Genomic DNA, 22074 nt, shown 5'->3' on the forward strand with positions numbered 1-22074 from the left:
CGCAATGCAGCATATAATCCTTCCAGATGGCGCCGCGTTGTGCGTTGACAGATTGTATTCTGAATACCAGCATCATCCCCGTGACGGGACGGCGATGGACCGGCCCCGCGCTCCGGCGAACCCGACGCCGAGGGAGGACGCCAATGATTAGCGTGGACGATATCCTGCGCGAGAAGCGCGATACCCGCATCATCACCATGCGCATGCACGAAACCGTGGCCGATGCGGTGCTGGTGATGAAGCGCGAGAACATCTCTTCCGTGGTGGTGAAGGATGTGTGCCGCACGGAAGGCAACACCGTTGTCGGCGTCTTCTCCGAGCGTGACGTGACGCGCGCGGTGCTGGCGCACGGGCCCAACACGCCGAAGGTGGTGCTGGCCAGCCTCCTGAAGCGGGAGGTGATCGCCTGCCGCCTTGCCGACAGCATCCACACCGTGCTGCGGCTGATGGACGAACACCAGGTGCGCCATCTGCCGGTGATCGAGGACTACAACCTCGTGGGCGTCATCAGCGCCACCGATCTCATGCGCCACTACCTGCGGGAATCCGAGGTGAGCGTGTTGGCCGAGCCGGCCAAGGGCGCGCTTTCGCCGGGCCTCAGCGCCCTGCGCTGACGGCGCGCAGACACCACCCCGCCGGCGGTCGATCAAAAGGATTGCGGGCGGCGGGGAGCGGTGTTAGTCTTTTGTATCTGGCATACGTAATTTCGTACACCGATATGCCACGGACGATACCCTAAGGGCCAGTCCAAGCCGGCACAGACCGGCGCTCTACCAGACCAGGGCAGGAAATCCGGGAGTGGTGCATGGGCAAGGCGCTCGACGGCGTGCGCGTCCTGGACATGACGCACGTGCAGTCCGGCCCGTCGGCGACGCAATTGCTCGCCTGGCTCGGGGCCGATGTTGTCAAGGTCGAGATGCCGCGGCGCGGGGATATCACCCGCACGCAGCTTCGGGACAAGTCCAACGTGGACAGTCTGTATTTCACCATGCTGAACGCCAACAAGCGCAGCGTGACGCTGAACATCAAGACGCAGCAGGGCCAGGACGCGCTGTTCCGCCTCATCGAGGCGAGCGACGTGCTGGTGGAGAATTTCGGCCCCGGCGTGCTCGATCGCCAGGGCTTCGGCTATGAGGCGGTGCGCGCCCGCAATCCGCGGCTCGTCTATGCCTCCATCCGCGGCTTCGCGGAGGGCTCCGGGGTCGAGGCGAAGGCCTACGAAACCATCGCCCAGGCCATGGGCGGCGCCATGAGCACCACCGGCTGGCGCTCGGGGCCGCCCACCGCCTCCAGCGCCCAGATCGGCGATACGGGTACCGGCATCCATTGCGTGGCCGGCATCCTCGCCGCCTTGTTCCAGCGCACCGTCACCGGCGAGGGGCAGAAGGTGGACGTGGCCATGCAGGACTGCGTCATGAACCTGCTGCGGGTGAAGCTGCGCGATCAGCAGCGCCTCGGCGCCGGGCCGCTGCCGGAATATCCCGGCGCGCCCGAGGGCGGAAGCGTGCCGCGGGCCGGCAATTGCTCCGGCGGCGGCCAGCCGGGGGCGGCCCTGCGCTGCGCGCCGGGGGGCGAGAACGATTATTGCTACGTCATCATCCAGCCCCAGGGCTGGGCGCCTTTGATGCGCCTGGTGGGCCGCAAGGACCTCATCGACGATCCCAAGTTCGCCGCCCACGAGGCCCGCGCCCAGCGGCTGGAGCAGTGCTTCGAGGTGATCGAGCGCTGGACCGTCAAGCGCACCAAATTCGAGGTGATGGCGGCGCTCAACGCCATCGACGTTCCGTGCGGGCCGGTGCTCTCCACCCAGGACATCCTGGACGACCGCGCCCTCTACGAGCGCGGCTTCCTGGTGGAGGTGCCGCACCCGGAACGGGGCACCTATGTGACCGTCGGCTCCCCCATTCGCATGTCGGCGAGTGAGGTGCCGGTGGACCGCGCGCCGCTGCTGGGCGAGCACACCGACGAGGTGCTCGCCAGCCTCGGCTTCAGCCAGGACGAGATCGCCGGCATGCGTGCCGCCGGTGCCGTGTGACGGAGGGGCAAACCTCCGATCAGAAATCCGCCGCTCCATGAGGGATAACAAGAGGGTGGGGCGGTTAAACAGACAAATCAGATAAAAATGGTCCGTAAGGGGTAGGAAAAATGGTCGAGTCCGCTGTAAAGGCGCCAGCAACAAACCGCTGGATGCAATTGATTGCCGGCGTGGTCTGCATGGTTGCAGCCGCGAACATCCAGTATTCCTGGACGCTTTTCGTCCCGGAAATCGTGACCACGCATGGCTGGTCGCGCGCGTCCGTGCAGGTGGCCTTCACCGTCTTCGTGGTGGTGCAGACCTGGCTGACCCCGATCGAGGGCTATTTCATCGACAAATACGGCCCGCGCACCATGGTGCTGGTGGGTGGCCTCTTTACCGGCCTCAGCTGGGTGCTGAACTCCTATGCCACCTCCCTCACCGCCCTTTACGTGGCGGCGGCCGTGGGCGGCATCGGCGTCGGCTGCGTCTATGCCACCTGCATCAACGCGGCGCTGAAGTGGTTCCCCGATCGCCGCGGCCTCGCGGTGGGCCTCACCGCCGCCGGCTATGGCTCGGGCACGGTGCTGACCATCCTGCCCATCGCCGCCATGATCAAGTCCAGCGGCTACCAGGAGACCTTCTTCACCTTCGGCCTGGTGCAGGGCGCGGTGATCATGCTTGCCGCCGGCTTCCTGCGGGCGCCGTCCAAGGATGATGTCACCTACTCGTCCACCGTGGCGCAGAGCCGCCGCGACTATACCCTGGGCGAGGCGCTGCAGACCCCGGTGTTCTGGACCATGCTGGTGATGTTCATCCTCACCGTGTCCGGCGGCCTGATGGCCGTGGCGCAGCTGGGCGTGATCGCCGAGGACCTGGGCGTCAAGCACATCGACGTCAACCTCTACTTCTTCGCGATGGCGGCCCTGCCGTTCGCGCTGATGCTGGACCGCATCCTCAACGGCTTCTCGCGGCCCTTCTTCGGCTGGGTTTCCGACCATATCGGCCGTGAGAAGACCATGTTCTTCGCCTTCGCGCTGGAAGGCATCGGCATTGTCGCCCTGGGCACGTTCGGTACCAATCCCTGGGCGTTCATCTTCCTGTCGGGCGTGGTCTTCCTTGCCTGGGGCGAAGTCTACTCCCTGTTCTCGGCCACCGCCGCGGACACCTTCGGCTCCAAGCACATCGGCAAGATCTACGGCATGCTCTACACCGCCAAAGGCTTCGCCGCCCTGCTGGTGCCCATGGCCAACATCCTGATGGAGGCGACGGGCACCTGGACCACCGTGCTCTACACGGTGGCGGCCATGGACCTGACGGCCGCCTTCGCCGCCCTGTTCGTGCTGCGTCCCCTGCTCGCCCGCCATCACCGGATGAACCAGGAAGCTGCCGCGGCGGCCGCCGCCACCCGCGAGGCGACGGCCTGATCGAACCACGGCGCTGCGGGCGGCCGCCACCGCATTGCCCGCAGCAGCCCCGGACTTCGCCGCCACCCTCCGGCCATGGCCCGGGCCGCGGCAGAACAGGTCCCTCCGCCGCTCACCCGAGCGGCTCCTCATGCCCCGGCTTCGGCCGGGGTTTTTTTGTGCTCGGCGATTTTGTCCGGCGCCCGGCTCCGCGGCGCTCGCGACGGCCTGCGCCGGTGTGAGGCAGCGCGCGCCTGGGCTGGGCAGCCCATCGGCCTGTCCCCGCAGGCTGTTTGCCTCATCGGGCCGACTGACATGTTCGCCTCGGATTGGTTCGTGGACACGTTCTGTCCGCGCATCGTCGTCTTCATCGGCGCCATTTTGTGCAGCCTGTCCTGGGTGCTGAACTCCATGGCCGACAGCCTCGCCGCGCTCATGGCCCTGCTCGTGCTGAAGCCGCTGCGCGCCCGCTTCGTCAGCCAGGCCACCGCCAGCCAGGCGGTGGAGGCGGCGAGCCCCCGGGTTGCCGGATAGGCCAGGTCCATCCCATCGGCCCACCTACCCCGGGCCCGACTGGAGGGGGCGGCTTGCCGCACCCTCCTTTTTCGATTCGCTCAGAAGCCGGTGCGCCCCGCCTGCATCCGCGAATCGGCGGAAACCGCCGCGTGGCGATACTGCGCCCAGCGCGGTTCCGGGTTGGACAGCAGCACGTCTTCCAGCGGGATGCCGCCGGCGCCGGCTACCGTCATATAGGGCGTCTGCGCGGAAAGGCCCGTGGCGGCGAGCGAGAGCACAATGCCGAAAAGTCCGTAGGCCGTCAGTTCAAGCGCGTTCATGGTCAAGTCCCCCGGCACCTCAAGTGCCGAAAACCCGGGCGACGACGCGCCCGTTCCCCGTCTTCTTAGGCCAGCCTACGGCTTCTGTGGTATACATAATACGCAGAGGCGACCCGCAATGCTGCATGGCAGCGCGCACAGCAGTGCCATGCAGCATCGCCGCCGGGAAGGCGGCGCGCGGTCGCGTCCCCCGCCCGGCGGGGAGGCTGCGCTCCCTGGCGGGGTCTTGCTCTCCGCGGGGCCCTGCGCTCAGGTCTTGGTGATGGCGTCCAGATGGCCCAAAAGGCCGGCCGTGGAGGGGGAGGCGCCCGGGGGAAGCACCCCCTCGGTCACCGCAGGGAGGAACTGGGTCGCCAGCTCCTTGCCCAGCTCCACGCCCCACTGGTCGAAGGCATTGATGCCCCACACCGCCGCCTCGACGAACACCCGGTGCTCGTAGAGGGCGATCAGCCGGCCCAGGGTAAAGGGGTCGAGCTGGGCATAAGCGATGGTCACGGACGGCCGGTCGCCGGGGAATACGCGGTGCGGGGCAAGCTGCGCGATATCGGCTTCCGAAAGCCCGCGGGCGCGCAATTGCTCCGCCGCCGCCTCCAGGCTGCGCCCGCGCATCAGCGCCTCGGACTGGGCGAGGCAATTGGCCACCAGCAGGTCCTGGTGCGCCTTGAGGCCGGGCTCGTGCCCTTCCGCCGCCACCAGGAATTCCACCGGCACAATGTCCGTGCCCTGGTGCAGCAGCTGGAAGAAGGCATGCTGCGCATTGGTGCCCGGCTCGCCCCACACGATGGGGCCGGTGGCGCGGGCCACCGGGCTGCCGTCGCGGCGCACGCTCTTGCCGTTGCTCTCCATGTCCAGCTGCTGGAGATAGGCGGGCAGGCGCGCCAGCCGCTGGTCGTAGGGAATGACGGCCCGGCTGGGAAAGCCGCAGGCATTGCGGTGCCACAGGCCGACCAGGGCCAGCAGCACCGGCAGGTTCTGCGCCAGCGGCGCCGAGCGGAAATGCGCGTCCATGGCCGCGGCGCCGGTGAGGAACTCGCCGAACCGCGACGGGCCGATGGCGATCATCACCGGCAGGCCCACCGCCGACCACACGGAATAGCGCCCGCCCACCCAATCCCAGAAGCCGAAGGCGCGCTCGGGGGAGATGCCGAACGCCTTCACCCGCTCAAGCGCGGTGGAGACGGCTGCGAAATGCGCGCCCACCGCGTCCTCGCCCAGGGCATCGGCGATGAAGGCGCGCGCCGTGGCGGCGTTGCGCATGGTTTCCACCGTGGTGAAGGTCTTCGAGGCCACGATGAAAAGGGTGGTGGCCGGGTTCAGCCCCTTCAGCACATCGGCGATGTGGGCGCCGTCCACGTTGGAGACGAAATGGCAGCGCGGCCCGTCGTGATAGGGCGCCAGCGCACCGGTCACCATGGCCGGGCCGAGGTCCGAGCCGCCGATGCCGATGTTCACCACATCCGTGAAGACGTGCCCGCGGGCGCCGGCGATCCGCCCCTCCCGCACCGCGGTGGAGAAATCGGCGAGGCGCCGCAGGGTCTCCTCGACCCCCGGCATCACGTCGATGCCGTCCACCGGCAGCGCGGCGCCGGCGCCCGCGCGCAGGGCGCTGTGCAGCACGGCCCGGTCTTCGGTCAGGTTGATGTGGTCGCCCGCGAACATGGCGTCGCGCCATTGCTCCACCTGGCCGGCGGCCGCCAGATCCAGCAGCAGCGCCAGCACCTCGTCGGTGATGGCGGTCTTGGAGAAGTCGAGCAGCAGGTCGCCATAGGCGCAGGAGAAGCGCTCGAACCGGTCCGGTGCCGCGAACAGATCGAGGATGCGGGTCCTGCGGCCGGCCCAGGCGGCGGAGAGAGCCTCGAAGGCGGCGTCGGTGGCGGGGCCGGGAAGCGTCATGGGCGTGAAATCTCCGTCAGGGGCACCACAGCACATCGAGCGGCGCAGGGGCATTGCGCAGCACGGCGCGGATCGGCAGCTCCGCCGTCGCACCGTCCGTGCAGGCACGCTCCAGCACCGTCCGCTTGGTCATGCCTTCGATATGTAGCAGCACCGTGTCGGCCGCCAGGAGGGGCGGCAGGGCGAAGGTGATTCGCGGTTCTCCCGCCGCCGGCGCCCGCACCGCCACCAGCGGCGCCGGGCCGGCGGGGTCGATGGCGGCGGCAAGGGTGGGGGCGCCGGGAAAGAAGGAGGCGGTGTGCCCATCGTCGCCCATGCCCAGCACCACGGCGGCGAAGGGGGCGGGCAGGGCCGCCACCGCGGCCGTGGCGGCGGCGAGGCCCTCCTCCGGCGTGGCGTCGCCGGTATAGAGCGGCACGAAGCGCGCGGCGGCGGCCGGTCCCTGCAAGAGGTGGCGGCGCACCAAAGCGGCGTTGGAGCGATCCGACGTCTCCGGCACCCAGCGTTCGTCCACCAGGGTGACGGCGATGCGGCGCCAGTCCAGCGGCGCGCCGCCGAGGGCTTCCAGGAAGTGCACCGGCGTGCGCCCACCCGAGACGGCAAGGCTTGCCGCGTCATCGCGGGCGAGGCGCGCGCGCAGCGCTTCCGCCACATGGGCCGCCAGAGCGCGCGCCAGGGCCGCGGCGTCCGCATAGGGGACAAGGGCGATGGGGGATGCGCCGCTCATGGCCGGGCCTCAGGCGTCGTCGGTCCAGGTGCGCCCGTCGCGCTCGATGAGGGCGATGGCGGCGGACGGGCCCCAGGTGCCGGCGGTGTAGGGCCGGGGCGCCTCATGGGTGGTGCGCCAGGCATCCAAGATGGGCCCCACCCATTGCCAGGCGGCCTCCACCTCGTCGCGGCGCATGAACAGGGTCTGGTTGCCGCGGATCACGTCCATGATCAGGCGCTCGTAGGCGTCCGGGTTGCGCACCCCGAACACGCTGGCGAAGCTCATGTCGAGGGGCACATGCTGCAGCCGCATGCCGCCCGGGCCGGGGTCCTTGATCATGAGCCAGAGCTTCACCCCCTCGTCCGGCTGCAGGCGGATGACGAGACGGTTGGCCATGATGGGGCCGGCGTGGCTGTCGAACACCGAATGGGGGATGGGGCGGAAGGCCACCACGATCTCGGACACGCGGGAGGCAAGGCGCTTGCCGGTGCGCAGATAGAAGGGAACGCCGGCCCAGCGCCAGTTGCTGATCTCCGCCTTCAGGGCGACGAAGGTCTCGGTTTCCGAGGCGCCGGAGCCCAGTTCCTCCAGATAGCCGGGAACCGCGCCGCCGGCGGAGGCCCCGGCGCGATACTGGCCGCGCACGGTGAGCTGGGCGGCGTTGGCCTCGTTGATGGGCTCCAGCGCCTTCAGCACCTTGAGCTTCTCGTCGCGCACCGCATCGGCGTCGAGGGTGACGGGCGGCTCCATGGCGACGAGGCAGAGCAACTGGAGAATGTGGTTCTGCACCATGTCCCGGAGGGCACCGGCGGTGTCGTAATAGCCCGCGCGCCCCGCGGTGCCGATGCTCTCGGCCACGGTGATCTGCACATGGTCGATGTGGGCGTTGTTCCACACCGGCTCGAACAGAGCATTGGCGAAGCGCAGCGCCATCAGGTTCTGCACCGTCTCCTTACCGAGATAGTGGTCGATGCGGAACACCGCTTCCTCACGGAACACCTTGCCCACCGCCGCATTGACCTCCCGCGCCGAGGCGAGGTCCTTGCCCACGGGCTTTTCCACCACCACCCGGGTCTTCTCGGTGACGAGCTGGTGGGCGCCGATGCGCGAGCAGATGGGGTCGAACAGGTCCGGCCCCACCGCGAGGTAGAAGACCCGGACCCGGTGCGCGCCGGTGGCCAGGAGGGCGGCGAGCTCGGCCCATCCGTCGTCGGAGACCGCATCCACCGCCACATAATCCAGCCGATCGAGGAAGGCGGCGACGCGCGCCGGCTCCACATCCTCGATGCCGTCGGAGGCGTCCACCGCATCCCCGGCGAAGCGGCGGAAGTCGGCGGCGGGCATGGGGCGGCGGGACACGCCGATGATGCGGGCCTCCGCCGGGATCTGGCCGGCGAGATCGCGCTCGAACAAGGCGGGCAGCAGCTTGCGCCGGGCCAGATCGCCGGTGGCGCCGAAAACAACGATGTCGAAGGGATCGACCGTGACGACACGCGCGACCATGGGCCTCTCCGATGAGGGGGCGCCGCCCCCGCCTGCGCCGCGGTGCCGGATGCGCCGCAGCATCCCGACCTCGCGGGCGCACTCTAGAGCGCGATCCGATCGAATTGAATCAATTTGATCGGTGAATCGCCCTCTCACGCAGGAAACGGATACGCGCGATCCGATCGAATTGAATCAATTTGATCGGTGAATCGCCCTCTCACGCAGGAAACGGATACGCGCGATCCGATCAGACCGATCGCTGAGTCGCCGTCTCACCCGGGAAACCAGCGTGAACCGCCCCGAGGGCGATGGAAGCGGCCTCGGGAATTTAGCTAACATATTGAACGAGGCCGGGTTTGCCGTCTCTTGCCCACCCGGCATCACACCTGTGCCATTGGGCAGGGAGGCATTGTAAGCGATGGACCATGAAACGCTGCCGACAGGCCGAAAAATGGCGGCACCGACACGCGGCCGGGGGGATTGCGATGTCCAGGCGGGGCGCAGCTGTGGAAGGGGTGCCGGGACGCTCACGCCAAAAATCCGCGCGGAACCGGCCGCGCGGATGACAACAGCTCGATACTCAAGGAGGCTTCGCCCGCGGAACCCTTCGCCGCAGAGCCCGCGTCTTCGGAAGATGCCTTCCTCAGACCCTTGGGCTCAATAGGCGCAGGCCGTCCGCGGCGAACCGCTGATCAGCGGGTGGGGCGCGGCTTGGACGGGATGAGGCCTTCACGCTGGGCGCGCTTGCGGGCCAGCTTGCGGGCGCGGCGGATGGCCTCGGCCTCCTCGCGGGCGCGCTTCTCGGACGGCTTCTCGTAGTGACCACGCAGCTTCATCTCGCGGAAGATCCCCTCGCGCTGCATCTTCTTCTTGAGCGCCTTGAGGGCCTGATCAACATTGTTGTCGCGGACGAGAACTTGCACGTGTTTACCTCTTCGAGCTGTTGCGCCGAGCCGGTGCCTGACCTGATCTGAAACTGCGGACCGGGGAAGATGGGGCGTCAGCCCTCTCTTCGGCATGTCCGAGAGAAGCGCTCTCTTATCAGAGGCGCGGTGGCTTGTCCAGACACCGCGGCCCGCGGGAGGCAGGGTGCGAGGCCTTGCGCCGGCTCAGTTCGCGGTGCGCAGGCGCAGGTGCGCGGCGGCCGGCCGCCGGTAAGCGAACGCCGCTGCGGCCTGCTGGGTCTGGGTGCGGGCCGGCGCGGCTGCCGGGCGCCGCTGGGCCTGGCGGCACAGGTCGTCCAGCTCGAAGCGGATGGCGGTGTCGCCGAAGCAGGATTCCGCTTCCCGGATGCCCTGCATGAAGCGCAGCTCGATCTGGATGAGGCGCCAGCTGCAGAACTTGCCGGATTGCGCCATGCGCCGCGCCAGCTGGCGCAGCGTTTCCGCGGAAACGTCCCAACCCATCGGCATCCCCCGAGGCCGTATGGAAGATCGCCGGCGCCCACGCGACGGCAGATGAGCCGCCCCCCCTGCGCAGCGGCAGGCCGGCGCAGGCGAGGCGGTCAACATAGGTATCATAGACACGTCACATGACGGTTTGGCAACAAGGCGATTCGCAAATTGCCTTTCCGCGCAATTTTCAGCAGCCGTCCTCGGGAATGTTGGCGCAGGCCTGCGGGTCGCGCCGCACCCGCACCACATGGCCCATCTTGCGGCCGGCCCGCGCCTCTTCCTTGCCGTAGAGGTGCAGGTGGGCGCCCGGCTCGGCCAGCAGCGCCTGCCAGTCGTGGACATCGGCGCCGATGAGGTTGGTCATCTGCGCCCGTCCCAGGCGGGCCACCTCGCCCAGCGGCCAGCCGGCGATGGCGCGCACATGCTGTTCGAACTGGGAGGTCACCGCCCCGTTCTGGGTCCAGTGGCCGCTGTTGTGCACCCGCGGGGCAATCTCGTTCACGATCACCCGCTCGGCGGCGCCGCGCCCCACCACGAACAATTCCACCGCGAACACGCCCTCATAGTCCAGCGCATCGGCGATGCCGAGGGCCATGGCCCGCGCCTGCCGTGCCGCCGCGGGGGTGATCTCGGCCGGCACGGTGGAGGTGTGCAGAATGTGCTCGCGGTGCACGTTCTGCGTCACCTCGAAGGCCGAGAACGCCCCGTCGCCGCGCCGCGCGGCCACCACGGACACCTCCCGCTCGAACGCCACGAACCCTTCCAGGATGGCGCTCTGCCGGCCCAGCGCGTGCCAGGCGGCGGTGAGGTCGTCGCCGGGGCGGATCATCACCTGCCCCTTGCCGTCATAGCCGAAGCGGCGGGTCTTCAGCACTGCCGGCAGGCCGAGGGCGGCCACCGCCGCTTCCAGTCCCGCGAGGTCGTCCACCGGCGCGAACGGGGCGGTCTCGATGCCGAGGTCGCGCACGAAGCTCTTCTCGGCCAGCCGGTCCTGGGTGATGGCGAGGGCCTTGGCGCCCGGTCGCAGGGGCTTGCGGGCGGCGAGGAATTCGGCGGTGGCCAGCGGCACGTTCTCGAATTCGTAGGTCACCACGTCCACGCCGGCGGCAAACCGCTCCAGCGCGTCGAAATCGTCATAGGCGGCGCAGATGTGGTGCGCGCTCACATGGAAGGCGGGGCTGTCCTTGTCGGGGCAGAGAATGTGGGTCTTCAGCCCCAGCTCGGCGGCCGCAAGGGCGATCATGCGGCCGAGCTGGCCGCCGCCGAGGATGCCGATGACGCAGCCGGGCGTGAGCATGGGTCAGGCCGGCCGCTCGGCCACGGCCTGCGTGCGCGCGGCGCGCCAGGCATCGAGGCGCTCGGCCAGGGCCGGATCGGCGAGGGCGAGCACGGCGGCGGCGAGCAAGGCGGCATTGGTGGCCCCCGCCGCGCCGATGGCCAGCGTTCCCACCGGCACGCCCGCCGGCATCTGCACGATGGAATAGAGGCTGTCGAGGCCGGACAGGGCCTTGGACTGCACCGGCACGCCGAACACCGGCAAGGGCGTCAGCGCGGCCACCATGCCCGGCAGGTGCGCCGCGCCGCCGGCGCCGGCGATGATGACCTTGAAGCCCTCCGCCTTCGCCCCCCTGGCAAACGCATACATGCGCTCCGGGGTGCGGTGGGCGGAGACGATGCGCGTCTCGTGCGGCACCATCAGCGCATCCAGCGTCTCGGACGCGTGGCGCATGGTGTCCCAATCGGACTGGCTGCCCATGATGACGGCCACCTCAGGCACGCTCATCCCTCAAGACCCCGCAAAAAGGAAAGCGCGGCTTTATAGGATCGCAGGCGTGCGGGCAAGGGCGAAGCGCGCGCCGCCCCCCTCATCGCCATCGCCGGTGCAGCCACAGCCACTGGTCGGGATATTCGCGCACCCAGCCTTCGATCACGGAAGTGACCGCCTGCATGGCGCCCACCACCTCGATCTTGCCTTCGCTGTCGCGGGGCAGGGCCACCTCCTCGGTGATCTCCACCCGGAAGCGCGCGCCGGGCAGGCGGATGACGCGCATGCCGTGCACCGGGCAATCGAACTGGCGGGCGAGGCGGGCGAGGGTGGGATTGGTGGCGCAGGGCCGGCCGAAGAACATCACCTGCGGCCCGCCGGTCCAGTATTGGTCCACCAGCATGCCCAGGTGCTGGCCGTCCGCCAGCATCCGCGCCATCACCCGCCCGGCATCGCGGCCGGCGCGGATGAGGCCGGGCATGGTGCCGGAGCGCATGTCCTCGATCATGGCGGCGGCGCGCTTGTTGTTGGGGGCGCGGTAGAGCACGCCGCCGGGCACCTCCAGCTTGGCGCCGGCGATGGCGCACAGCTCCCAATTGCCGGTATGGGCGGTGAAGAACAGGGCCGGGCGCCCGTCGTCCTTCAGCCGCGCCATGATCTCGGCGCCCTTCACCTCGATGCGGCCGGCATCTGGCCTTGCGGGGTCATAGTCCCACAGGCGGTCCTGCTGGGCGAACTCGGCGGACAGGCGGCCCATGTTGGCCCACACGCCGCGCACCAGCGCGTTGATCTCCCCCTTGCTCTTCTCAGGGAAGGCGGCGGCAAGGTTGCGCCGCGCCACCTTGCTCACCGCGAAGAACGGGCCGAGCGTGCGCGCCCAGAACGCCATGCCGCCGGCCGAGAGCCACAGCGGCCACAGCCTGAGCCACCAGATGGAGCCGCGCACATAGCCCGCCACCAGCACTTCGACGGCCGGCGCCAGCGCCAGCTTCAGGCGGTGGATGATCTTGCGGACGGGGAGGGGGAGCCGGGCCACGGTCGTGCGCGCCGCCCCGGCTCTAGAATTTCACCACGATCTTGCCGAACACCTTGCGGCTTTCCAGCCGCTCCAGCCCCTCGTTGAAATTCTCCAGCGGCACCACCGTGTCGATCACCGGGAGGATGCCGCGGCCCATCTTCTGCAATCCTTCGGAGACATTGCGGATGGTGGCGCCGAACGAGCCGAAGATCTTGTACTGGCGCTGGAACAGCTGCATCAAATTCATCTGCACGCTCACACCCGAGGTGGAGCCGCAGGTGACGAGCCGCGCGCCGGGCTTCATGGAGAGCAGCGAGGCGTTCCAGGTGTCCGCGCCCACATGCTCGAACACCACGTCCACGCCCACCTTCCTGGTGATCTTGCGGACCTCGTGCTCGAACCGGTCCTTGCGGTAGTTGATCACATGGTCGGCGCCCAGCGCCTTCGCCTTTTCCAGCTTTTCGTCGTCGCCCACGGTGGTGATGACCGTGGCGCCCACATCCTTCGCCAGGCGGATGGCGGCCGAGCCGATGCCAGAGCCGCCGGCATGCACCAGCACGGTCTCGCCCTTTTCCAGCTTTGCATTGTCGAACAGCATGTGCTCGACCGTGGAGAAGGTGATGCCGGCGCAGGCCGCATCCTCGAACGACACGCCCTCGGGCGCGGGGATGACCAGGCGCTCGGGCATGTTGATGACGTCGCGGGCGAAGCCGTCGATATGGAAGCCGAGCACGCCGCCCACGTTCTCGCAAAGGTTGTCGCGCCCCGCCAGGCAGTTCTTGCAATGGCCGCAGGTCATGGCGCCGTACATGGCCACTGTCTGCCCCACCTTGAGGCCGCGCACGTCGGCGCCCAGCGCCACGATCTCGCCCGCCGCCTCGGCGCCCACCACGAGGGGCATCTTGCGCTTGGCAAAGGCCATGCCGCGCCAGCCCCACACGTCGATATGGTTCAGCGCCAGCGCCTTCACCCTGATCTGCACCTCGCCGGCGCCGGGGGCATCGGGCGCGGGCAGATCGACGAGCTGGAGGTTGCGGTCGGAGACGAGCTGGAGCGCGCGCATTGTTGTTCTCGTGAAATCGGGTGTCAGCGGTGGGCGGCGAGCGAGGCGGAAAGCCCGCCATCCACCGGCAGGATGGCGCCGGTCATATAGCCCGCGCCGGGGGAGAAGAGAAAGGCCACCACCTGGGCCACGTCGTCGGGGGTGGCGAAGCGGCCGGCGGGGATCTGCGCCTCCATCTTCGCCCGGTAGTCGGCGAACTTCTCCAGCATGGCGGTGTCGATGAAGCCGGGGGCCACATAATTCACCGTCACGCCGCGCCGGGCGGTCTCGATGGCGAGGCCGCGCACATGGGCGAGAAGGGCCGCCTTCGAGGCCGCATAGGCGGCATTGCCCTGGTTGGCCTGCAGCGCCGCCACCGAGCCGATGGCGACGATGCGCCCGGCGCGCGCCCGCGTCATGGGCCGCACCAGGGCGCGGGTGAGGCGCACGAAGGCGAAGTGGTTGACCTGCATCACCGCTTCCGCCTTGTCCTGGTCGATCATGGCGGCGAGCGTGTCGTAGGAGGCGCCGGCATTGTGGCAGAAGCCGAAATAGGTGTCCCCCGCCTCCAGCTCCTGGGCGAAGGCCTCCACCGCGGCGCGGTCGGCAAGGTCGAGGGGCCGGACGTTCAGGGTGCAGCCGGGGTGGGCGGCGCGAAGCTCGGCCACCAGCGCCTGCGCCTCGCCGACCGCCGAGCGGTAGGTGAAGGTGACGGGATATCCGGCCGCCACGAGGGCGCGCACGATGGCCGCCCCGAGCCCGCGCCCGCCGCCGGTGACGAGGATGGGCTTGGCCATACTCACCGGCCCGTCCCCTCTCCCGCTTGCGGGGGAAGGCTAGCGAGGGGGGGAGGGCTGCGGAGGGGGCAGGATCGCTTGGGGTGTGCGTGACGTTCGAGCGTGGCACCAACGGAGGGGTTCGCCCCCACCCCGGCCCTTCCCCGCAGGTGGGAGAGGGGACGCGGCGCACATGCGTCGACGGACAGCACCCTCACGCCGGCTCCCCCGCCAGCACCAGGCACACATTCTGCCCGCCGAAGCCGAACGAATTGGAGATCACCCGCTTCACCTGCGCATCGCGGGCCACGTTGGGCACCACGTCCAGCGGAATGGCCGGGTCGGGGATGTGGTAATTGATGGTGGGCGGGATGCGGCCGTTGGCGATGGTGAGCAGCGACACCGCCGCCTCGATGGCGCCGGCCGCCGTCAGCGTATGGCCGATCATGGACTTGTTGGACGAAATGGGGGTGCGCGCCAGCTTCTCCTCGCCGAACACCGCCTTCATGCCCACATATTCCATGCGGTCGTTCTCGGGCGTCGAAGTGCCGTGGGCGTTGATGTAGTCCACATCGTCGGGGGTCACGCCCGCATCGGCGAAGGCATTGGTCATGCAGCCGATGATGGGGCGGCCGTCGGGGCTGGAGCGGGTACGGTGGAAATTGTCGGCCATCTCGCCGCAGCCTTCCAGCACGCCGAGAATCTTCGCCCCGCGCGCCACCGCATGCGCATAGCTCTCCAGCACCAAAGCCGCGGCGCCCTCGGCCATCACAAAGCCGTCGCGGTTCTTGGCGAAGGGACGGGCGGCCTCCTCCGGCTTGTCGTTGGCGGTGGTGAGGGCCGAGAGCAGCGAGAAGCGGATGAGGGCTTCGGGGTGCACTGAACCGTCGGTGCCGAGGGCGAGGGCCACGTCGGTCTCGCCGCGGCGGATGGCTTCCACGCCCAGCTGGATGGCGGTGGCCCCCGAGGCGCAGGCGGTGGAGAGCGAAATGGGCTGGCCGCGGGTGCCGAAACGGTCGGCCAGGCGGTCCGCCACCGAGCCGAACAGGAAGCGCTCGTGCCAGGGGCGGAACTTGCCCGAGGCGGCGGCGCCCAAGAGGTCGTGATAGACGATGGGGTAATGGCCCACCGCATCGGCGATCTGCCGGCGCTCCGGCCATTCCAGTTCCACCGGCGGCACCGCGGCGAACAGCGGGCCGGGGAAATCACCCGATGTGCCGATCGCGGCTTCGCCAATGGCTTCCTCGGCGGCGAGGGTGGCGAGCTTCTCGGACAGGTTGGGGGCCGCCACGCGGCCCTCGAACAGGAAGTCCACCGTGCCGGCGATGGTGGTGCGCATGCCCTCGATGGGAAAGCGGGTGATGGTGTGGATGCCCGATTCGCCCGCGGTGAGGCGCCGCCAATTGTCGTCCTTGCCCTGCCCCAGGGAGGTGACGAGGCCGATGCCGGTGACCACCACGATGGGGCGGCCGAACTTGTCCAAATGCGCCTGCGTCATGTTCGCGGCTCCCTCTTGTGAAGCGCGCCCGCCCCAGGCGCCTGTCCATCCCGGTCCTGTCGTCGCCGCGCCGATGCCGCGCGGGCGGTGCTGCCGACGGGCCGGAAAATAAGCCGAAGCGGGCGCCGAGGACAATGCGCCGGCGCATCATGCCTGCCGTGCCCCGCGGGGCGCCGGGCCGGCGTCAGGCCTTCTCGACGAGGCCGGCGCCTTCGCCGCGCCAGTGGCCCACCTGCGTCACCACGATGCGCGCCACCCCGTCGCCCGGCTGCTCCAGCGGATCACCGGCGGCGGGCGGGAACAGCGTGCCATGGGACACCGCCAGCGCCGCCAGCGCCAGGCCGGCGATGAACTGGGCCTCGAAGCCGTGGCCCAGGCGGTTGGCCACCGCGCGCACCGGCAGGCCGCAGGCCTTCAGCGCCTCGGCCTCCGCGGCGGTGGCCTCCTGCGCGCCGGTGGCGCCGGAGATGATTGCGGTTCCGGCGCCTGCGCCGGCGGCGGAAAGCAGCGCCGCCACCTGCGCGGCGATGGCGCCGGCCACCGCGCGCTTCGCCCGCTCCGACCACACGCCGGAGAGCCTGGCGATGGGCGTGGCGCCGCGCGCCTGCGCATGTTCGGGCGATTCCAGCACCAGGAAGGCGCCCATGGAGCCGGAGGCGATGCCGGGCGCCTCGAACACCGGACGGTAGTCGCCCTTCAGGCAGAAGCCGTCCAAATCGTTGAGGAGCAGCGTGTCCTCGCGCTCGGCATTGTAGGCGCCGCCCACGAGGGCGATCTCGCTCTGTCCGGCGGCGATGCGCGAAAAGGCCACCCGGGTGGCGTCCACGCCCGCGCTCTCCTCGCCCATGAAGGTGCGCGAGGAGCCGGTGACGCCGTGCACGATGGAGATGTTGCCGGCCAGCAGGTTGGAGAGCTGGGCCAGCGACAAGGTGGGCCGCAGGTCCGACAGAAGCCGCTCGTTGAGCAGCCGGCCGGCATCGTTGGAGGTGGCCAGATCATTGAGGATGGCGGCGTCCACGGCGAAGTCGCGCTCGCCGCCACCCGCCGCCACGATCATGTCGGTCTTGGACAGGATTTCGGTATTCTTCGCAATCCCGGCCGACTCGAGGGCAAGGCCGGCCGCATAGGTGCCGATGCGCTGCCAGGGCTCCATCTGCCGCTGGTCGCCCTTCTTGGGAATCTGGCTGTCGAAGTTCACCTTCACCAGCGGATGCACCACATAAGGCGCAAAGCTGGTGGTGTCGATCACCGGGGCGGCGCCGCTGGCAAGGGCCTGCCAATGGGCGTCGGGTCCTTCCCCGAGGGAGGAAACGAGGCCGATGCCGGTGATCCAGACGTCGCGCCGGCTCCGGTCACCTTTAGTTTCAGGCATCTGCAAAGTCCGCTAGGGGGAAGGAGACGTGCTCGGCCACCTTCTTCACCACGGCCTTCATCTTGCCTTCCGGCCAGGGCAGCACGCGGAAGGTGAGCTCGGCGTTGCAGATGGGCTTGCCCTCCAGGGTGGCGCTGGTCTTGGCCACCACGAAGCCCGAGCCCTCGTGCAGGATCTCCGAGAACAGGTCGAGATTCTGCCCGGGCAGCACGAAGGTGCGCAGCTTTGCTTCCTTCACCGTGGCGAGGAAGGGCATCTTCTCGAAGCGGTTGCGCGCCAGCACCAGCCAGCCGGTGGTCTGGGCCATGGCCTCGATGAGAAGCACGCCGGGCATGATGGGATAGCCGGGGAAATGCCCATCGAAGATGGAGCTTTCTTCCGGGACCATGCCCTGGCAGTGGATCTTCTCGAGCGACGGGTCGATGGTGACGACCCGGTCGATCATCTTGAAGACTTCAGGACGCATCTATTCCGTCCGGCCTCACGCGGCCTTCGCAGCGACCAACTCGTCGATGCGGGCGCACAGGTTCTTGAGCACGAAATATTGCTCGGTGGTGGCCTTGCCGTCGTTCACTTCCTGCGTCCACTGCTCCAGCGGCAGCTTGATGCCGAACGCCTTGTCGATGGCGAAGGCGATGTCGAGGAAGTCGAGGCTGTCGATGCCGAGATCGTCGATGGCGTGGCTGTCCGGCGTGATGGTGTCCCGCGGAATGTCGCAGGTTTCCGCAATGATATTGGCCACCGTGTCGAACGTCGAAGACATGGACTGACGCCTCTCGTGTACTCGGCCGCTCTGCGCGCGGCCCGCGCGCATCATGCGTTCGCGCATCATGCCAGGGTACCGGCCCGGGCCGAGGGTTGGCCGCATGGCCCCTTCGGAATGAGTTGTCGGCCCCTATAGCGAAGGCTGCAAGAGGTTTCAATGGCCGACGCCCGACGGCCCGCGCAGGGCTTTCCCGCGGCGGCTCCGTGCGTGCCCCCGTCCTTCGCATGCCGGCGGCCGCGGGGCAAGGCCGCAGGCCGGCCTTACGCGCCCTCCGCGCCGGGCGAATCCCCGCCCGCGCTGAATTGCCCTGCGGCTTCAGCGCGGTGCGCCGGCCGCCGCAGGGTCAGGCGACGAGGGCGCGGTCCAGCAGCGGGGTCCGCGCCCGCCCCACATCATTGGTGCCGTAGGGGCCGCGCGGGCGGGCGAGGCGGGTAGCGGCGAACGCCTGCGCCACCTCCGCCGGTGCCGATTCGGCCAGGGCCGCCGCGGCGGCGAGGGTGGCGAGGCGGTCGGCGGCAAGGCGCGCCTGCGTCTCCCGGTCCGGCGCCCGCAGGCAGTCGGACACCGTCTGCGCCGCCTCGCGCGCGCCCGGCAGGTCGCCGGCCTCGCGCATCAGCTCGGCGAGGACCGTGGCGATGGCGTCCGGCTCGCGCAGCGCCACCCGCGTCAGGTCCAGGGCCATGACGTTGCCGGAGCCTTCCCAGATGGCGTTCACCGGCGCCTCGCGATACAGGCGCGGCATGGCGCAGTCCTCCACATAGCCATTGCCGCCCAGCACCTCCATGGCCTCGGCGATGAAGCCGGGCGCGGCCTTGCACACGGCGAACTTCACCACCGGGGTCAGCACCCGCGCCCGGGCCGCCTCGTCCGGCCGGCCGCCGCCGCGGGGGCCGGCGCGGTCGAAGCTGCGGGCGAGGCGCAGCACGAGGGCGGTGGACGCCTCCGCATCGAGGGCAAGGTCCGCCAGCACTCCGGTCATGGCCGGCTGGTCCACCAGTTTCTTCTGGAACACGGTGCGGTGACGGGCATGGTGCAGGGCGCGGGAGAGCGCCGCGCGCATCAGCCCGGCGGAGGAGACGGCGCAATCCAGGCGCGTCATCTGCACCATCTCGATGATGGCGGGAATGCCGCGGCCTTCCTCGCCCACCCGCCAGGCGAAGGCGCGCTCGAACTCCACCTCGGACGAGGCGTTGGACCGGTTGCCGAGCTTGCGCTTCAGCCGCACCAGTCGCAGGGCGTTCACCGCGCCGTCGGGCCGAAATCGCGGCATGAGAAAGCAGGTGAGGCCGCCCGGCGCCTGGGCGAGCACCAGGAAGGCGTCGCTCATGGGCGCGGAGAAGAACCATTTGGCGCCGGTAATTTCGTAGTCCTCGCCGCCGATCGGCGTGGCGCGGGTGAGGTTCGTGCGCACGTCGGTGCCGCCCTGCCGCTCGGTCATGCCCATGCCGATGGTGACGCCGGCCTTTTCCCAGAAGGGCAGGAAGCGCCCGTCATAGATGCGCGAGCGGATGCGCGGCAGCCATTCGCGCAGCAGGTGGGGGGCGGCGGCAAGGGCGGCGGGCGCGGCGTGGGTCATGGTGAGGGGGCACACATGGCCGGCCTCCACCTGGCTCACGAGGTAGAGCCGTGCGGCACGCGCCGCCAGAAGGTGCGCTCCCGCCCCGTCCCAGCCCGAGGCGTGCAGGCCCGCCGCCATGCTCTGGGCCATGAGGGCGTGATAGGCGGGGTGGAATTCCACCACGTCGCAGCGCCGGCCCTGGGGGTCGTGGCTGTGCAGCTCCGGCGGGTTCTCGTTGGCGAGGCGGCCGAGGGCGAACTGGTCCGCCCCGCCCCATTGCGCGCCGAAGGCGGCGAGCGTGCCGGCCGTGTCGTCGGGCCCGGCGCACGCCATCAGCGGTGCGTCGAGGGTGGCAAGGTTCACATCGGCGAAGGGCGGGGGCTGGTTGCACCCGTCGTCCGGCCAAGCAGGGGCGGGCCAAGCGGGGGCGGGCAATCCTGTTCCGGGCAAAGCGGCGTCCGGTCTGGCGGTGCGGTCCATGGCGTTTCCCCGCCGGCCTGCCGCCCCTCGTGCGGGAGCGTGCGGCCGGCCTGGCACCGGGCCCGGATGCGTCGCCCGGGCCGCAGGCCTGCGCCAAGTGGTGCGTGCATTCCGCCGCAATTGCAAGGGCGCCCGCCGGCAGCGCGCGGGCGGGCCTGCGGCCTCAGATGGGCCCGGAGAAGGTGTTGCACTGCTGCATGGAGCCGGTCTTCAGGCCGCGGGTGAACCAGTTCACCCGCTGCTGCGACGTGCCGTGGGTGAAGCTGTCCGGCACCGCATAGCCCTGAGACTGCTTCTGCAGCCGGTCGTCGCCGATGGCGCTGGCGGCGTTCAGTGCCTCCTCCACGTCGCCCGGCTCCAGGATGCGGAAGCGGGCGTTGGCGTGGTAGGCCCACACCCCCGCCAGGCAGTCGGCCATCAGCTCCACCCGCACGGACAGGTTGTTGGCCTCGGCCCGGGAGGTAGCACGGGCCTGGGCCTGCTGCACCTTGGGCAGGATGCCGATGAGGTTTTCCACATGGTGGCCCACCTCGTGGGCGATGACATAGGCGGCGGCGAAGTCGCCCCCGGCGCGGAAGCGGTTCTTCATCTCCTGGAAGAAGGAGAGGTCGAGATAGACCTTCTGGTCCAGCGGGCAATAGAACGGCCCCATGGCCGATTGCGCGCCGCCGCAGGCCGAGCGCGTGGCGCCGGAAAACAGCACCAGCTTGGGGTCCTGGTAGGTCTTGCCATCGGCGCGGAACAGCTCGGTCCACACATCCTCGGTCTGGGCGAGGACCGCCGAGGCGAAACGGCCCATCTCATCGGTGGGTGGCCCCTTCTGGGTGGCCTGCGGCGCGGCCTGCTGCTGCTGTGATCCGCCGCTCATGCCGTTGATGGCTTCCAGCCCGCCGATGAGCACCGCCGGGTTGATGCCCAGCGCCCAGCCGATGAGGCCCACGACAATGATGGTGCCGATGCCGAGGCCGCCGCGGCCGCCCGGCATCTGGAACCCGCCGCCGCCACCGCCGCGCCGGTCCTCCACATTGCCGCTGGAGCGAAAGTCTTCCCACCGCATCGCCCGTCTCCCGCACTGGTTCCGGCACGGAAAGCGCACCCGGAAAGGGCGGCGGTCCGGCTCTGGCGTCCCCGGGATGGCCCCGGAGCGTTTCGGCGGCCCGCACCCGGCTTTCCTCACCTGCGCACGGGATTACACCGCAACCTCGACCCTGCCCAGCCCCCGGGGCGGCGCCATGATATCAGGAAGGGCGTTGCGAATCAGGCGGGCCTCCTGCTGCGATGCCGCGGCGCTCCCCGCCCCGCCACCCGCGACGGATCACCCATGAAGACCCCGCGTCCCCGTTCCATCGCACCTGCCACCGCACCTGCCACCGGCCGTCCCCGCAAGGCGGCCGGGCCGTCCCGGCCGGGGCTGGACTTCGCCCGCGAGCGCGCCCTCCTCGCCGGCGGCTTCGCCCCGGTGGCGGGGGCCGACGAGGTGGGGCGCGGCCCCTTGGCCGGGCCGGTGGTGGCGGCAGCGGTGGTGCTCGATCCCGAGCGGGTGCCGCCGGGGCTGGACGATTCCAAGAAGCTGACGGCGGCAAAGCGCGAGGCGCTCTACGCGCAGATCTGCGCCACGGCGGAGGTGGCGGTCTGCCTCGCGCCGCCCGGGCGCATCGACCGCGACAACATCCGGCAGGCCACCTTGTGGGCCATCGCCGGCGCGGTGCGCGGCCTGCCGTGCCACCCCGCCTATCTGCTGGTGGATGGCAACGACCCGCCGCAGGCCGCCTGCACGGTGGAGACGGTGGTGGGCGGCGACGGGCTCATCGCTTCCATCGCCGCGGCCTCCATCGTGGCGAAGGTGGTTCGGGACCGGCTGATGGCCGGCCTCGGCGCGGCCTTTCCCGCCTACGGCTTCCAGCGGCACATGGGCTATGGCACCGCCGAGCACGGGGCGGCGCTGGCGGCCCACGGCCCCTGCCTGCACCACCGGCAGTCGTTCGCCCCGGTGCGGGCGCAGCAGCTTGCCCTGTTCCCGGCGGGACCCGACGCACCGGACGCGCCGGGCTGAGGGGGCGCG

Annotated in this window: 22 protein-coding genes; 5 read left to right on the forward strand and 17 right to left on the reverse strand. The window is 69.9% G+C overall.

Annotated elements, in window-relative coordinates:
* Positions 1-143: 143 nt before the first annotated feature.
* The 4 genes from ACI7BZ_RS12490 to ACI7BZ_RS12505 all read left to right on the forward strand — a co-directional run bounded on the left by ACI7BZ_RS12490 (position 144) and on the right by ACI7BZ_RS12505 (position 3954).
* Complete coding sequence (locus ACI7BZ_RS12490) at positions 144-614, forward strand: CBS domain-containing protein (protein ID WP_414117472.1); 471 nt, start codon at positions 144-146, stop codon at positions 612-614.
* 191 nt (positions 615-805) lie between these two features.
* Positions 806-2035: a formyl-CoA transferase gene (gene frc, locus ACI7BZ_RS12495; RefSeq protein WP_414117473.1), complete on the forward strand. Its 1230-nt coding sequence runs from the start codon at positions 806-808 to the stop codon at positions 2033-2035.
* Positions 2036-2145: 110 nt separating this feature from the next.
* A complete protein-coding gene (oxlT, locus tag ACI7BZ_RS12500) occupies positions 2146-3441 on the forward strand; it encodes an oxalate/formate MFS antiporter (RefSeq protein ID WP_510803423.1) in 1296 nt (431 codons plus the stop codon).
* A gap of 294 nt (positions 3442-3735) precedes the next feature.
* Positions 3736-3954 carry a hypothetical protein gene (locus ACI7BZ_RS12505; protein ID WP_414117474.1) on the forward strand — a complete coding sequence of 73 codons (219 nt, stop codon included), beginning with the start codon at positions 3736-3738 and terminating at the stop codon, positions 3952-3954.
* An 80-nt stretch (positions 3955-4034) separates the two neighbouring features.
* On the opposite strand, the gene ACI7BZ_RS12510 is transcribed toward ACI7BZ_RS12505, so the two are convergent.
* The 17 genes from ACI7BZ_RS12510 to ypfJ form a co-directional block, all read right to left on the reverse strand.
* Positions 4035-4256 carry a hypothetical protein gene (locus ACI7BZ_RS12510; RefSeq protein WP_414117475.1) on the reverse strand — a complete coding sequence of 74 codons (222 nt, stop codon included), beginning with the start codon at positions 4254-4256 and terminating at the stop codon, positions 4035-4037.
* A 249-nt stretch (positions 4257-4505) separates the two neighbouring features.
* Positions 4506-6149, reverse strand: a complete 1644-nt coding sequence (gene pgi, locus ACI7BZ_RS12515; protein WP_414117476.1) for a glucose-6-phosphate isomerase — start codon at positions 6147-6149, stop codon at positions 4506-4508.
* A gap of 16 nt (positions 6150-6165) precedes the next feature.
* Positions 6166-6876, reverse strand: a complete 711-nt coding sequence (pgl, locus tag ACI7BZ_RS12520; RefSeq protein WP_414117477.1) for a 6-phosphogluconolactonase — start codon at positions 6874-6876, stop codon at positions 6166-6168.
* 9 nt (positions 6877-6885) lie between these two features.
* Positions 6886-8361: a glucose-6-phosphate dehydrogenase gene (zwf, locus tag ACI7BZ_RS12525; RefSeq protein ID WP_414117478.1), complete on the reverse strand. Its 1476-nt coding sequence runs from the start codon at positions 8359-8361 to the stop codon at positions 6886-6888.
* Positions 8362-9035: 674 nt separating this feature from the next.
* The gene (gene rpsU, locus ACI7BZ_RS12530; RefSeq protein ID WP_012113273.1) at positions 9036-9266 is read right to left on the reverse strand and encodes a 30S ribosomal protein S21; all 231 of its coding nucleotides are present in this window, start codon (positions 9264-9266) and stop codon (positions 9036-9038) included.
* 186 nt (positions 9267-9452) lie between these two features.
* Positions 9453-9749 (reverse strand): hypothetical protein, encoded by a 297-nt coding sequence (locus tag ACI7BZ_RS12535; protein ID WP_414117479.1) that lies wholly within the window; start codon positions 9747-9749, stop codon positions 9453-9455.
* Between the two features lie 175 nt (positions 9750-9924).
* Complete coding sequence (locus ACI7BZ_RS12540) at positions 9925-11034, reverse strand: 5-(carboxyamino)imidazole ribonucleotide synthase (RefSeq protein WP_414117480.1); 1110 nt, start codon at positions 11032-11034, stop codon at positions 9925-9927.
* Positions 11035-11037: 3 nt separating this feature from the next.
* On the reverse strand, positions 11038-11520 hold the full coding sequence (gene purE / locus ACI7BZ_RS12545) for a 5-(carboxyamino)imidazole ribonucleotide mutase (protein WP_414117481.1): 483 nt from the start codon (positions 11518-11520) through the stop codon (positions 11038-11040).
* Between the two features lie 82 nt (positions 11521-11602).
* A complete protein-coding gene (locus ACI7BZ_RS12550) occupies positions 11603-12538 on the reverse strand; it encodes a lipid A biosynthesis lauroyl acyltransferase (RefSeq protein WP_414117482.1) in 936 nt (311 codons plus the stop codon).
* Between the two features lie 22 nt (positions 12539-12560).
* Positions 12561-13583, reverse strand: a complete 1023-nt coding sequence (locus tag ACI7BZ_RS12555; RefSeq protein WP_414117483.1) for a zinc-binding dehydrogenase — start codon at positions 13581-13583, stop codon at positions 12561-12563.
* Between the two features lie 23 nt (positions 13584-13606).
* Positions 13607-14359, reverse strand: coding sequence for an SDR family NAD(P)-dependent oxidoreductase (locus ACI7BZ_RS12560; protein WP_414119159.1), 753 nt, complete (start codon positions 14357-14359; stop codon positions 13607-13609).
* A 193-nt stretch (positions 14360-14552) separates the two neighbouring features.
* Positions 14553-15836, reverse strand: coding sequence for a beta-ketoacyl-ACP synthase (locus ACI7BZ_RS12565; RefSeq protein ID WP_414117484.1), 1284 nt, complete (start codon positions 15834-15836; stop codon positions 14553-14555).
* A gap of 184 nt (positions 15837-16020) precedes the next feature.
* A complete protein-coding gene (locus ACI7BZ_RS12570; RefSeq protein WP_414117485.1) occupies positions 16021-17208 on the reverse strand; it encodes a beta-ketoacyl-ACP synthase in 1188 nt (395 codons plus the stop codon).
* The gene (locus tag ACI7BZ_RS12575) at positions 17201-17674 is read right to left on the reverse strand and encodes a 3-hydroxyacyl-ACP dehydratase FabZ family protein (RefSeq protein WP_414117486.1); all 474 of its coding nucleotides are present in this window, start codon (positions 17672-17674) and stop codon (positions 17201-17203) included. Before ACI7BZ_RS12575 ends, ACI7BZ_RS12570 begins: the two co-directional genes overlap by 8 nt.
* A 15-nt stretch (positions 17675-17689) precedes the next feature.
* Positions 17690-17971 carry an acyl carrier protein gene (locus ACI7BZ_RS12580; protein ID WP_012113283.1) on the reverse strand — a complete coding sequence of 94 codons (282 nt, stop codon included), beginning with the start codon at positions 17969-17971 and terminating at the stop codon, positions 17690-17692.
* A gap of 346 nt (positions 17972-18317) precedes the next feature.
* Positions 18318-20012 carry an acyl-CoA dehydrogenase family protein gene (locus ACI7BZ_RS12585; protein ID WP_414117487.1) on the reverse strand — a complete coding sequence of 565 codons (1695 nt, stop codon included), beginning with the start codon at positions 20010-20012 and terminating at the stop codon, positions 18318-18320.
* Positions 20013-20175: 163 nt separating this feature from the next.
* Positions 20176-21069, reverse strand: a complete 894-nt coding sequence (gene ypfJ, locus ACI7BZ_RS12590) for a KPN_02809 family neutral zinc metallopeptidase (protein WP_414117488.1) — start codon at positions 21067-21069, stop codon at positions 20176-20178.
* 264 nt (positions 21070-21333) lie between these two features.
* On the opposite strand from ypfJ, the gene rnhB reads away from it, so the two are divergent.
* Positions 21334-22065 carry a ribonuclease HII gene (gene rnhB / locus ACI7BZ_RS12595; RefSeq protein WP_414117489.1) on the forward strand — a complete coding sequence of 244 codons (732 nt, stop codon included), beginning with the start codon at positions 21334-21336 and terminating at the stop codon, positions 22063-22065.
* Positions 22066-22074 lie beyond the last annotated feature (9 nt).

Origin of the sequence: Xanthobacter sp. AM11 (genome assembly GCF_047444035.1) — a bacterium.
Taxonomy (GTDB): Bacteria; Pseudomonadota; Alphaproteobacteria; order Rhizobiales; family Xanthobacteraceae; genus Xanthobacter.

What these genes read in the sequence shown, in the direction of transcription:
- ACI7BZ_RS12490 (WP_414117472.1), top strand. Translation starts at nt 144, where the DNA reads ATGATTAGCGTGGACGATATCCTGCGCGAGAAGCGCGATACCCGCATC.
- ACI7BZ_RS12560 (WP_414119159.1), bottom strand. Translation starts at nt 14,359, where the DNA reads ATGGCCAAGCCCATCCTCGTCACCGGCGGCGGGCGCGGGCTCGGGGCG.
- ypfJ (WP_414117488.1), bottom strand. Translation starts at nt 21,069, where the DNA reads ATGCGGTGGGAAGACTTTCGCTCCAGCGGCAATGTGGAGGACCGGCGC.
- ACI7BZ_RS12535 (WP_414117479.1), bottom strand. Translation starts at nt 9,749, where the DNA reads ATGGGTTGGGACGTTTCCGCGGAAACGCTGCGCCAGCTGGCGCGGCGC.
- purE (WP_414117481.1), bottom strand. Translation starts at nt 11,520, where the DNA reads ATGAGCGTGCCTGAGGTGGCCGTCATCATGGGCAGCCAGTCCGATTGG.
- oxlT (WP_510803423.1), top strand. Translation starts at nt 2,146, where the DNA reads ATGGTCGAGTCCGCTGTAAAGGCGCCAGCAACAAACCGCTGGATGCAA.
- rnhB (WP_414117489.1), top strand. Translation starts at nt 21,334, where the DNA reads ATGAAGACCCCGCGTCCCCGTTCCATCGCACCTGCCACCGCACCTGCC.
- ACI7BZ_RS12580 (WP_012113283.1), bottom strand. Translation starts at nt 17,971, where the DNA reads ATGTCTTCGACGTTCGACACGGTGGCCAATATCATTGCGGAAACCTGC.
- frc (WP_414117473.1), top strand. Translation starts at nt 806, where the DNA reads ATGGGCAAGGCGCTCGACGGCGTGCGCGTCCTGGACATGACGCACGTG.
- ACI7BZ_RS12570 (WP_414117485.1), bottom strand. Translation starts at nt 17,208, where the DNA reads ATGCCTGAAACTAAAGGTGACCGGAGCCGGCGCGACGTCTGGATCACC.
- ACI7BZ_RS12575 (WP_414117486.1), bottom strand. Translation starts at nt 17,674, where the DNA reads ATGCGTCCTGAAGTCTTCAAGATGATCGACCGGGTCGTCACCATCGAC.
- pgi (WP_414117476.1), bottom strand. Translation starts at nt 6,149, where the DNA reads ATGACGCTTCCCGGCCCCGCCACCGACGCCGCCTTCGAGGCTCTCTCC.
- zwf (WP_414117478.1), bottom strand. Translation starts at nt 8,361, where the DNA reads ATGGTCGCGCGTGTCGTCACGGTCGATCCCTTCGACATCGTTGTTTTC.
- ACI7BZ_RS12540 (WP_414117480.1), bottom strand. Translation starts at nt 11,034, where the DNA reads ATGCTCACGCCCGGCTGCGTCATCGGCATCCTCGGCGGCGGCCAGCTC.
- ACI7BZ_RS12585 (WP_414117487.1), bottom strand. Translation starts at nt 20,012, where the DNA reads ATGGACCGCACCGCCAGACCGGACGCCGCTTTGCCCGGAACAGGATTG.
- ACI7BZ_RS12565 (WP_414117484.1), bottom strand. Translation starts at nt 15,836, where the DNA reads ATGACGCAGGCGCATTTGGACAAGTTCGGCCGCCCCATCGTGGTGGTC.
- ACI7BZ_RS12555 (WP_414117483.1), bottom strand. Translation starts at nt 13,583, where the DNA reads ATGCGCGCGCTCCAGCTCGTCTCCGACCGCAACCTCCAGCTCGTCGAT.
- ACI7BZ_RS12510 (WP_414117475.1), bottom strand. Translation starts at nt 4,256, where the DNA reads ATGAACGCGCTTGAACTGACGGCCTACGGACTTTTCGGCATTGTGCTC.
- ACI7BZ_RS12505 (WP_414117474.1), top strand. Translation starts at nt 3,736, where the DNA reads ATGTTCGCCTCGGATTGGTTCGTGGACACGTTCTGTCCGCGCATCGTC.
- pgl (WP_414117477.1), bottom strand. Translation starts at nt 6,876, where the DNA reads ATGAGCGGCGCATCCCCCATCGCCCTTGTCCCCTATGCGGACGCCGCG.